This window comes from Parvibaculum sp. (genome assembly GCF_049671045.1).
Classification (GTDB): Bacteria; Pseudomonadota; Alphaproteobacteria; order Parvibaculales; family Parvibaculaceae; genus Parvibaculum.
The window spans coordinates 22,345-32,979 of sequence record NZ_JBATUH010000116.1 but is presented as its reverse complement, the minus strand read 5'-3'; the positions used below and the strand labels follow the sequence as shown (position 1 = coordinate 32,979).

The following is a 10,635-nucleotide window of genomic DNA, read 5'->3' as shown; positions in this document are numbered from 1 at the left end:
GCCAGCGCCCGGGCGCCTGCCTCGCCGTTCGAGAGCGCAGCCTGCACCGCATGCTCGATCGCCGCGCCACCCTTCGGCGCACCGGCGCCAGCGCCCGCGAAATAGAGCGCCTTCGTGTTCGGATTGACGACCATGACCGGCACGAGGAAGGCGGAGGCGAGGCCCCTGACCGGGTCCTGCGGCGAAGCGGCGAAGACGACCCCCGTCCCCTCTGCCGTGCGCGCCGCGCCGAAAAGCCCGTTCATTGTGACGGCGCAGGCAACCGCGCTGCCCTGTCCGTCCACCACGGCAAAGGAGGTCGATCCGAAATCGCGTTCGAGCGCCGCGCCGCCGGGAGCGCCGAGGCCGATCGCCGTGCGCTCCGCCGCCTGGGCGAGCGCATCGGCGCCCGCGGCGCCCTGAATATTGTTCCAGAGGGCGGCCGAGAACGCCCCCGCGCCGAGCCCGGCTTGCGGCAGGAAGACCGAAGCGTCACCCGATGCGACCGGCTGCGCGGGCCCCGTTTCGGGCCGGTAGCTCTCGAGGTCCTGAACCGTGAGCGTGCCGCCCTTGGCCTGCGCCTCCGAAGCGAGATGCGTCGCCGTCGTGCCCATGTAGAAGCCGTTCACGCCGCCGGAGCGGATGCGCGCCAGCGTCGATGCGAGCTGCACCTGCGTGAGTGAATCAAGCTCGCGGAAGGTCCGCGCGCCTTCGACCGTATAGATGCGCTGCAGATCCGGCGCGTTGACGATGGCGAAGCCCGCATCGGCGAGCTGGCGCCCCAGCGCCCGCGATACGGGGAAGCCGGAAGCCGCGAGCCTTTCGGCGGGCGAAACCAGCAGCGACCAGCTCTTCGAGCCGTATTTGGCGTGGAGCAGCGCGAAGCCGCGCACATTGCCCGGAATGGCGAAGGGCCCGCCGGCGGCGGGGCGGCGCGGAAGGAAGGCGATGCTCTCCGCGCCCGGCTTCTTCGCCTCATGCACGAGGCAGACGCCGCCGCCGCCAAGGCCCGCCGCCGCTGGATAGGTCACGGAAAGCGCGAAATAGAGCGCGGTCGCCGCGTCGGCCGCGTTGCCGCCCTGCTCCAGTACGTTCCGCGCGACGAGCGCCGCAGTCGGTTCGTCGGCGACGAGCGCGCCCGCGAACGATGAATCGGACGGGTCGAGCCGCTCCTTCCTGGCGATGACATCGTCACGCTGATATTTCGTCTCGACACCGCCGCCGGACACGGTCGCGCCGAGCGGGGCATCGCTGCCACCCGAGCATGCCGACAGCGATGCGGCAAGCGCGGCCATGGCGAGGAAGGAGAGATGACGGGCCGGTTTCGATTGCGTCTCGTTCAACCAAGTCTTCCGCAAGTTCTTCTCCCCCGATGAGCCGCTGGCAGGCTGTTCACAATTTGGCCTCAATCCCCCTCTTTCTTGCACCCCGAGCGAGGGAGCGGGCGATCCGGCACGTTTGGTTATCAGTCTCTGGTGGTCGATTGACGGGTTACGCAGGCACCCCTACCGTTTAGTCGGCTCGCGTTATGGTTTCAATGCGGATTTCCCGGCATGGGGCTTCAGTCTGGTGCGACAGGATCGGCAATTTACCATGCGTCCGCTTCCCCGAAAAACCGGCGCGGGGACCAAGAATGTCGGATAATGAATCAGCCTGCACCGTCAAAATGAATCGGCATCGTCCCGGCCGCCCGGCGGCGGGAAGCCAGCCCGGAAACCCGATGGAACATAAGCGCATGCATTTCAGAACTGCCGGTAAAAAAGCGAGCGCCTTCTTCCTGGCCGCCCTGCTCGCCTTCTCGAGCGGCATCCAGCCTGCCCTGGCGGCGGGCATTTCGCTCGTTCGCGATGCCGAGACCGAGAACATGATCCGCGAGTTCTCGACGCCGATCTGGCGGGCCGCCGGCCTCCTGCCCTCCTCGGTGCGCGTCTATCTCGTGCAGGACAACAGGATCAACGCCTTCGTCACGGCGGGCCAGAGAATGTTCCTCAATACCGGCCTCATCACCCAGGCCGACACGCCGCTCGAAGTCATCGGCGTCATCGCGCATGAAACCGGACACATGGCCGGCGGCCATCTCGTCCGCGGCCAGGAAGCGATGAGCAAGATGAGCCTGCCGATGATCGCCTCCATGGTGCTCGGCATCGGCGCGATGGCGGCCGGCGCGGGCGATGCGGGCATGGCCATCATCGCGGGCGGCAGCCATATCGCCCAGCGCTCCGTGCTCGCCTATAGCCGCCAGCAGGAAGGCGCCGCCGACCAGGCGGGCGCGACCTATCTCCAGCGCGCAGGCATGTCGGGCAAGGGCATGCTCGATCTCTTCTCCAAGTTCCGCGATCAGGAAGCCCTGTCCACGACCCAGCAGGACCCCTTCATCCAGAGCCACCCGATTTCGGAAGATCGTCTCGCCTCGCTCGAGGAGCGCGTTAACGCCTCGCCCTATTTCGACCAGACGGACACGCCCGAGCGCATCCACCAGTTCAAGATGGTGCAGGCGAAGCTCTTCGGCTTCGTGGACGAGCCTTCGGTGACGATGCGCCGCTTCCCGCAATCCGATCAGAGCGATTATGCGCGCTATGCCCGCGCCATCGCCTATCACAAGCTCGGCCAGAACGAGCAGTCGCTGGCGGAGATCGACGCGCTTCTCAAGAAGGAAGCCGACAATCCCTATGTCTGGGAGCTGAAAGGACAAGTGCTCTTCGAAAGCGGACGCGCGGCGGAAGCGGTGGGTCCCTATCACAGGGCGCTTTCACTCAAGCAGGGCGAGCCGCAGTTGCAGCTCGGCCTCGCGCAGGCCCTGCTCGCCATCGAGAATTCGGGGCTCGGCGGATCAGGTGCCGCGGCGGGCACGCCCATCGCTTCGGCCGCCGCGCCGCTATCGCCGTCGATCTCCGACAAGCCGCAGCTTCTTGCGAAGCTCGACCAGACCGAAATCGCCCGCATCGCGCTCGGCTATCTGCAAACCTCGTCGAAGACCGACCCTGAGAATCCGACGACGTTCTTCCAGCTCGCCATCGCTCATGGCCGCCTGAACAATATCGGCATGGCGGAATTGTCCACGGCCGAGTATTACGAGGCGATCGGCGCGATGCGCGACGCGCGCGGCCACGCCGCAACCGCCCAGCGCCATTTCAAGGAAGGTTCGCCTGAGTGGCTCAGGGCGCAGGACATCATGCAGGAAGAGGGTTGAGTATGCGACGGACGGGCCTCGCGGCCATTTTCGCTCTGGTGGCGCTTGCCATCTGTGTCACCGGCGTTTCCGAACGCGCTCTGGCCGGAAGCCCGGCGACGCAGTCGAAAGGCTTCAGCACCGCGCAGGAACGCGAGATCGAGAAGATCGTGCGCGACTATCTCGTCCGTCATCCCGAAGTGCTGCTCGAGGCGATGCAGGCGCTGGACGACAAGCAGGCGGCGGAAGAAAAGCGGGTTCTGGACAAGGCCATCGCCGACAATCGCGCGGCGATCTATGACGACCCGGATTCCTTCGTCGCCGGCAACCCGAAGGGCGACATCACCATCGTCGAGTTCTTCGATTACCAGTGCGGCTATTGCAAGCGCAGCTTCGGCCCGCTCATGGACACGGTCACGAAGGATGGGAATATCCGCCTCATCCTGAAAGAATTCCCGGTTCTCGGACCTGAATCGCTCACCGCGTCGCATGCGGCCATCGCGGCCATGCGCCAGGGCAAGTATTTCGAGTTCCATCAGGCGCTCTTCCACCACAAGGGAGAGCTGCCGGACGAGAAGATCATGTCCATCGCGGCGAGTGTCGGCCTCGACACGGCGCGCCTGAAGCGCGACATGGCCGACCCGAAGATTGCCAAGCAGATCGACCGCAATTACGAACTCGCTCACGCCCTCGCCATCAAGGGCACGCCCGCATTCATCATCGGCGGACGGATGCAGCCCGGCGCGCTGTCGGCGGAGGAATTCGTCGCGGCGATCAAGGATGCGCGCGCCAGTTGCGGCACGAGCTGCTGAGACGGGCGCGGACGGCGCTCAGATCAATCCGGCAAGCGGCGAGGACGGGTCGGCGTATTTCCGCTTCGGCATGCGCCCCGCGAGATAGGCGAGCCTGCCCGCCTCCACCGCGAGCTTCATCGCCTTCGCCATGAGGATCGGGTCCTTCGCCTCCGCGATGGCGGTGTTCATGAGCACGCCGTCGCAGCCAAGCTCCATCGCGATCGCGGCGTCGGAAGCCGTGCCGACGCCCGCATCGACGAGCACAGGCACCTTCGCCTGCTCGATGATGAGGCGGATATTGACCGGGTTCTGGATACCGAGGCCTGAGCCGATGGGGGCCGCGAGCGGCATGATCGCGCAGCAGCCGAGATCTTCGAGCTTCTTCGCCATGATCGGATCGTCGCTGCAATAGACCATGACGTCGAAGCCGTCTTTCAGCAGCGCCTCGGCTGCGCGCAGCGTCTCGACCATGTCGGGATAGAGCGTCTTCTGGTCGCCGAGCACCTCGAGCTTCACCAGGTTCCAGCCGCCCGCCTCGCGCGCGAGCCGCAGCGTTCGCACAGCATCCTCGGCCGTGTAGCATCCGGCCGTGTTCGGAAGATAGGTCACCTTCTTCGGGTCGATGTAATCGACGAGCATCGGCTCCTTGGGGTTCGTCACATTGACGCGCCGAACGGCGACCGTGACGATCTCCGCGCCTGCCGCCTCGACGGCGGCGGCGTTCTGCGCGAGATCCTTGTATTTTCCGGTGCCGACAATGAGACGCGAGCGATAGGTCTTGCCCGCTATGCTGAAACCGTCCTCCCGCGCCGTCTGCTGCGTCGCCGGATCGATTGTTGCTGCTTCCGCCACCTGATTTCTCCTTCCCGGCGGCTTCGTCAGCCACCGCCTACGAAATGCACGATCTCCAGTCGGTCGCCCTCGCTGAGGAAGGTCGCGCCATAGGTCGAGCGCGGCACAATCTCCAGATTGCGCTCAATGGCGACCTTGTGCGCCTCGAATCCGAAACGCTCGATCAGGCCGAGGATGGAAATCGGTCCCTCGACCTCATGAATTTCGCCATTAACCGTGAGTAGCATATCGGCTCAGGATCCTCGGGAGCGGCGCTGGGGGTTGCCGCAAGGGCAACAGGCGGCGCTCCGGCTAGGCGGATAATGGGGGAGGAGGCGGTCCAATTCAAGCTGTCCGGACACAAGGTTAAAGCCTTTCGCCGCCTTTGGGACTTGCGTATAACTGAACCGCCTCGATTCTGGACGCGGGAGGGTCGGGGCACAGGGCTCAAGCCGAACGCGATCGCGCCCTTCCACGACCCATCAGGCCCGCCAGACGCAGTTCCAGAACGAACATGGCCAAACAGACTTCCAGATCGAATGCCAAGCCGATCTATGTGCTGAACGGCCCCAATCTGAATCTGCTCGGGCAGAGAGAGCCGCATATCTACGGCACGACGACGCTCGCCGACATCGAAGCCATGGTCGCCAAGCACGCCAAGGCGCGGAGCGCCTCCGTGACGTGCCGCCAGAGCAACCACGAAGGCGAACTCGTCGACTGGATTCACGAAGCACGGACGAAAGGCAGCGGCGTCATTCTGAACGCGGGCGCCTACACGCATACATCGATCGCGCTTCACGATGCATTGGCGACGCTCGACATTCCCGTCATCGAGGTGCATATCTCGAACGTCTACAAGCGGGAGAGCTTCCGGCATCATTCCTACATTTCACCTGTCGCCAAGGGCGTCATTTGCGGCCTCGGCGTGCAGGGCTACACACTTGCCCTCGATGCCATCCTCGCGGACATTGTCTGAGAGGACGAGACCTTGGGCACAACAGGAACGAGACATTGGCCTCACCCCGCCACCCGGCACCAAAATCAGGAAATAGCGCAAGCGAGATGAGCAAGGCAGGCGTCGATCAGGAGTTGATCCGGAAGCTGGCGGCACTCCTCAAGGAGACCGATCTCAGCGAAATTGAAATCGAGACGGACGATCTCAAGCTGCGCGTGGCGCGGCAGATCACGCAAGTCTCCATGCCCGTCGCGGCGGCTCCTACCGCGCCCGCGGCTGCCGCGCCGGCGGCAGCGCCCGCAAGCGATGCATCGCATCCCGGCGCGCTCACTTCGCCCATGGTCGGCACGGCCTATCTCGCGCCCGAACCCGGCGCCGCGCCCTTCGTGACGGTGGGCAGCAAGGTGACAGCGGGCCAGACGGTGCTCATCGTCGAGGCGATGAAGACCATGAACCATATTCCGGCGCATCGCGCGGGCACGGTGACGAAGATCCTTGTCGAAGACGGCCAGCCGGTCGAATTCGGCGAACCGCTCGTCATCATCGAATAGGCCGGAACGGCCATGTTCGAAAAAGTCCTCATTGCAAATCGTGGCGAGATTGCGCTCCGCATCCATCGCGCCTGCCGCGAGATGGGAATCAAGACGGTCGCGGTTCATTCGACCGCCGACGCCGACGCCATGCATGTGCGCCTCGCCAATGAGAGCGTCTGCATCGGCCCTGCCCCCGCCTCGGAAAGCTATCTCAACATTCCGGCGATCATTTCCGCCTGCGAGATCACCGGCGCGGATGCGGTTCATCCGGGCTATGGCTTCCTTTCGGAGAATGCGCGCTTCGCCGACATTCTCGAGGCGCATGGCATCACCTTCATCGGTCCGACGGCCGAGCATATCCGCCTCATGGGCGACAAGATCCAGGCGAAGGTGACGGCAAAGTCGCTCGGCATCCCGTGCGTTCCGGGCTCCGACGGCGCCATCACGAGCGACGAAGAGGCTTACAAGGTCGCCGAGGAGACGGGCTATCCCGTTCTCGTCAAGGCGGCGGCCGGAGGTGGCGGCCGTGGCATGAAGGTCGCCCTCTCGCGCGAGGAACTCTCCTCCGCTCTCGCCACGGCGCGCTCCGAGGCGAAGGCCGCCTTCGGCGACGACTCGCTCTACATGGAGAAATATCTCGGCCAGCCGCGCCACATCGAGATGCAGATCATCGCCGACAGCCACGGCAATGTCGCTCATCTGGGCGAACGCGACTGCTCGCTTCAGCGCCGCCACCAGAAGGTGCTGGAGGAGTGCCCCTCGCCCGCGCTCAACGAGGAGCAGCGCGCGAAGATCGGCGAGATCGTCCGCAACGCGATCGCCAAGCTCGGCTATCTCGGCGTCGGCACCATCGAGTTCCTCTATGAGGATGGCGAGTTCTATTTCATCGAGATGAACACGCGCCTTCAGGTCGAGCATCCGATCACCGAAGCCGTGACGGGCATCGACATCGTCCGTGAACAGATCAGGATAGCGGCGGGGCTGGAAATGAGTTTCCGGCAGGAGGACGTGACCTTCTCGGGCCATGCGATCGAGTGCCGCATCAATGCCGAGGACCCGAGGACGTTCACGCCCTCGCCCGGCAAGATCCACGACTTCCACACGCCGGGCGGACTCGGGGTTCGCGTCGATTCAGCCGCCTATTCCGGCTATCGCATTCCGCCCTATTACGACAGCCTGATCGGCAAGCTCATCGTTCATGGGCGCAACCGCAATGAATGTCTCATGCGCCTGCGCCGCTCGCTTCATGAGTTCGTGATAGATGGGATCAAGACCACGATCCCGCTGTTCCAGGACCTTGTGAACGAGCCGGACTTCATGAATGGCGATTATCACATTCACTGGCTTGAGACTTATCTCAAGAACAAGGGCTGAAGACCGAAGCCACCGTCGTTTCTCACAGGTTCGTCCTCGCGCCGCATGGCGCGGGACACGATGAAAGCGGGACGATAGCGCCCTCCCATGAGCAACATTGACAGCGATGTGCTCCTGCGCGCCTACGCCTTCGGAGTTTTCCCGATGGCGGAGGCGCGTGACGACCCTCAGCTCTACTGGATCGACCCGGAGCGGCGCGGCGTCCTGCCGCTCGATCGGTTCCACTTGCCGCGGCGTTTGCGGCGGACGGTGCGTGCGGGCAATTTTCAGGTCAGGATCGACACGGCCTTCCGCGAGGTGATGCTGGGCTGCGCCCAGGCCGGCCCGAACCGCGAGGGGACATGGATCAATGACCGCATCCTCGAACTCTATGGCGAGCTTTTCGCGCGCGGCCACGCCCATTCCGTCGAGACATGGCAGGGCGCGCGGCTCGTCGGCGGCCTTTACGGCGTCTCGCTGGGCGGCGCTTTTTTCGGCGAGAGCATGTTCAGCCGCGAAACCGACGCGAGCAAGGTGGCGCTCGTCTATCTTGTCGCAAGGCTGATCGCGGGCGGCTACAAGCTGCTCGACACGCAATTCGTCACGGCGCATCTCGCGCAATTCGGCACGATCGAGATTTCACGCGATGAATATCGCCTGCGCCTGCAGGAAGCGACGGCGGCATGTGCGGATTTCTACCGGCTGCCGCCTGATGCGGCGCCCGACGCCGTCTTGCAGGTGTTGAGCCACACGTCATAGACGGGATGTTCGAGCGCGTTGAGGCCGGGGCTCTCCGCGAACATCCAGCCCTTGAAGATCGGCTGCGGATCGACCTGCCCGTTCTCCTCGTTGATCTGCCGGATCTCGACATAGGCGGCCGTCTGCGGCGGCTCCTCAGGGGGCTTCTTGTCGCAAGCCCGCACCGTGATCTCGAGATTGCCGAAGCGCGCGGGCCTGTCCACCGTCGCGTCGAACTTCGTCACCCGCGCCGTCACCTTGTCGAGGCCGCTGAAGGCGGCGACGGGAAACGGGTCGGCATGCGCGTGGCCGCTCGCAAGGAGCGCGAGAAGCGCGCCTGCGGCCATCGAGCGATGAAGAGGGTTCCGCAAGGCCGGGGCTCCGTTACGGAGCGTGCGCGGGAGCGGGAGCCGAAGCGGGCGCGGCCGTGCCGGACTTGCCCTCGCCCTTCGCGCCGCCGGTCGAGAAGAGCGCCTGCCCCACAAGCCCCATCAGATCCACGGAGCCTTGCGTGAACATGATCTCGCCGCCGTCCTTGAGGTAGTCGGTGCTGCCGCCCGGCGCGAGCGAGATGTAGTTCGAGCCAAGCAGGCCCTCGCTCGTGATCTTGGCGCTGCTGTCGTCCGGGATCTTCACGTCCTGCGCGAGGCTGAGCGTGACCACGGCCTGATAGGTCTGCTGGTCGATCCGCTGCTCGACCACAGTGCCGACCTTGATACCCGAGAGGCGCACGTCAGACCCGTTGGCCAGTCCGTCGACGCGATCGAAGGCCGCCGTCACGTGATAGCCGGCGGTGCTCCGCATGCCCGATGTCGAATAGCCGTAATAGAGAAACACGCCCGCTATCACCACGACGAGGGCGCCGATCAGCGTTTCGACGAGATTGCTTTGCATGCCTGTCCTCGATGGCTCTTGAAGCGCGGCGGGTGTGCCCGGGCGGGCCCTGGTCAGATGATCCCCGATCGAAAATTCACTGCGGGCGCCACGGCTCGTAATCGCCGGTCGCCTTCGGCCTCTGCCCGCCGCGCATGATGCTGCCCTTCGGCCGGTAGGCGAGGCGCGTGCCCGTCATGTTGGGGAGATGCGGCCGCTGCCAGGGGCGCGGCTGATAGGCTTCCTGCGTCGGCGGCAGTTCCACCGTGTTGTGGAGCCAGCCATGCCACTCGGGCGGCACGCGGGAGGCTTCCGCGAGGCCGTTATAGAGGACCCAGCGGCGCGGATAGCCGCCGACCGTGTCGCCGTGCTTGGCCTCGAAATAGCGGTTGCCCTGTCCGTCCGTGCCGACGAGGCGTCCCTTGCGCCAGGTGTAGAAGCGCGTGCCCATCGTCTGGCCTTGCCACCAGATGAAGATTTCGGAGAACAAGCCCATGAAATCACCGTTACAGGACCCCGGGCTCGCACCCGCGATCAGTCATCGTCCTGCCCCGTAATCCGGGGCGATTCAGCCTTGGGTCAAGGCGGGCCGAATATGACACCGGGGGGCCGGATGGTCCAGAGGCCGTAAGCCTTTGAGAGAATCGGCCCGGAGGCCGGAATTCGGCGCGTCAGTCCACCGACCACACGTCCGACGAGCGCCGCCTCATCCGGGAGCGATTGGCCTGGCCTTGCGGGGCGATGCGCATTTCCTGGCGGTAGATGTCGCCAACGCGCACGAAATTGCGGTCGTCCTCCAGCACCCAGACGATGCGCTGGAGAAGATTGGCCGGCGTCACGGGCTTCACGAGGAGTTGCGTCGCGCCGGCGTCGAATGCCTCCTCGATGATCTGGCGCGAGGCATGCGCCGTCAGCACCACGATCGGAATGAAGCAAAAGGGTTCATGGCCGATGCGGCGCACCGCGCGCATGAAGTCGCGGCCGTTCATCGGCTCCATCTCCCAGTCGGAGATGATGAGCGAGGGCATGAGCCGCTCGATCTCGGCAAGCCCCGCCGTGCCGTCCCTTGCGTGACGGATGTTCAACGGCCTGAAGCTGCGCAGGATCGTGCGCAGCAACTGGCGCATGCCGGCGTTGTCGTCGACGATGAGAATGTCGAGGTCTCTGATCTCAAGACCAAACGCCGTGCTGGTCAGCCTTGCCATGGGCCCTCTCAGAACTTCCGTCTGTCCTCCCCTCTTATCGACATACCACCCAACCCTTGCCGGTTTGATAACTGCCGATTCGAAAGTAGTAATCCGAATGCGGCAGGTGCCAAGCACTATATTTCGTGCCCATTTCCAGTGCTTCCACCAGTTATGGTTGACGTTCTGACCGACTGCGATAGGATTTCCTTGTCGAGTGGCGGCG

The 10,635-nt window shown here is 64.6% G+C and carries 13 protein-coding genes; 6 read left to right on the top strand and 7 right to left on the bottom strand.

Annotated features, from left to right (window positions below):
- A partial coding sequence (locus WBG82_RS13910) for a gamma-glutamyltransferase (protein WP_424425184.1) occupies positions 1-1,337 on the bottom strand: 1,337 nt, incomplete at its 3' end.
- Positions 1,338-1,714: 377 nt separating this feature from the next.
- Here WBG82_RS13910 and WBG82_RS13905 point away from each other — a divergent pair.
- The gene (locus WBG82_RS13905; RefSeq protein ID WP_424425182.1) at positions 1,715-3,169 is read left to right on the top strand and encodes a M48 family metalloprotease; all 1,455 of its coding nucleotides are present in this window, start codon (positions 1,715-1,717) and stop codon (positions 3,167-3,169) included.
- A gap of 2 nt (positions 3,170-3,171) precedes the next feature.
- Positions 3,172-3,960 carry a DsbA family protein gene (locus WBG82_RS13900; protein ID WP_424425180.1) on the top strand — a complete coding sequence of 263 codons (789 nt, stop codon included), beginning with the start codon at positions 3,172-3,174 and terminating at the stop codon, positions 3,958-3,960.
- Between the two features lie 18 nt (positions 3,961-3,978).
- On the opposite strand, the gene WBG82_RS13895 is transcribed toward WBG82_RS13900, so the two are convergent.
- Both WBG82_RS13895 and thiS read right to left on the bottom strand, forming a co-directional pair.
- Positions 3,979-4,776: a thiazole synthase gene (locus tag WBG82_RS13895; RefSeq protein WP_424425188.1), complete on the bottom strand. Its 798-nt coding sequence runs from the start codon at positions 4,774-4,776 to the stop codon at positions 3,979-3,981.
- A gap of 44 nt (positions 4,777-4,820) precedes the next feature.
- Positions 4,821-5,021, bottom strand: a complete 201-nt coding sequence (gene thiS / locus WBG82_RS13890; protein WP_424425178.1) for a sulfur carrier protein ThiS — start codon at positions 5,019-5,021, stop codon at positions 4,821-4,823.
- A 266-nt stretch (positions 5,022-5,287) separates the two neighbouring features.
- On the opposite strand from thiS, the gene aroQ reads away from it, so the two are divergent.
- The 4 genes from aroQ to aat all read left to right on the top strand — a co-directional run bounded on the left by aroQ (position 5,288) and on the right by aat (position 8,373).
- The gene (gene aroQ, locus WBG82_RS13885) at positions 5,288-5,749 is read left to right on the top strand and encodes a type II 3-dehydroquinate dehydratase (protein WP_424425176.1); all 462 of its coding nucleotides are present in this window, start codon (positions 5,288-5,290) and stop codon (positions 5,747-5,749) included.
- An 86-nt stretch (positions 5,750-5,835) separates the two neighbouring features.
- Complete coding sequence (gene accB, locus WBG82_RS13880) at positions 5,836-6,279, top strand: acetyl-CoA carboxylase biotin carboxyl carrier protein (protein ID WP_424425175.1); 444 nt, start codon at positions 5,836-5,838, stop codon at positions 6,277-6,279.
- 12 nt (positions 6,280-6,291) lie between these two features.
- Entirely contained in the window at positions 6,292-7,635 is a 1,344-nt protein-coding gene (gene accC / locus WBG82_RS13875; protein WP_424425173.1) for an acetyl-CoA carboxylase biotin carboxylase subunit, read from the top strand.
- 87 nt (positions 7,636-7,722) lie between these two features.
- Positions 7,723-8,373, top strand: a complete 651-nt coding sequence (aat, locus tag WBG82_RS13870; protein ID WP_424425171.1) for a leucyl/phenylalanyl-tRNA--protein transferase — start codon at positions 7,723-7,725, stop codon at positions 8,371-8,373.
- Here aat and WBG82_RS13865 read toward each other — a convergent pair.
- The 4 genes from WBG82_RS13865 to WBG82_RS13850 all read right to left on the bottom strand — a co-directional run bounded on the left by WBG82_RS13865 (position 8,310) and on the right by WBG82_RS13850 (position 10,430).
- A complete protein-coding gene (locus WBG82_RS13865; RefSeq protein WP_424425170.1) occupies positions 8,310-8,723 on the bottom strand; it encodes a DUF2155 domain-containing protein in 414 nt (137 codons plus the stop codon). The genes aat and WBG82_RS13865 overlap by 64 nt on opposite strands.
- A 13-nt stretch (positions 8,724-8,736) precedes the next feature.
- Positions 8,737-9,246, bottom strand: a complete 510-nt coding sequence (mlaD, locus tag WBG82_RS13860; RefSeq protein ID WP_424425168.1) for an outer membrane lipid asymmetry maintenance protein MlaD — start codon at positions 9,244-9,246, stop codon at positions 8,737-8,739.
- 76 nt (positions 9,247-9,322) lie between these two features.
- A complete protein-coding gene (locus tag WBG82_RS13855) occupies positions 9,323-9,721 on the bottom strand; it encodes an NADH:ubiquinone oxidoreductase subunit NDUFA12 (RefSeq protein WP_424425167.1) in 399 nt (132 codons plus the stop codon).
- 175 nt (positions 9,722-9,896) lie between these two features.
- Positions 9,897-10,430 (bottom strand): response regulator, encoded by a 534-nt coding sequence (locus WBG82_RS13850; protein WP_424425165.1) that lies wholly within the window; start codon positions 10,428-10,430, stop codon positions 9,897-9,899.
- Positions 10,431-10,635: the final 205 nt, after the last annotated feature.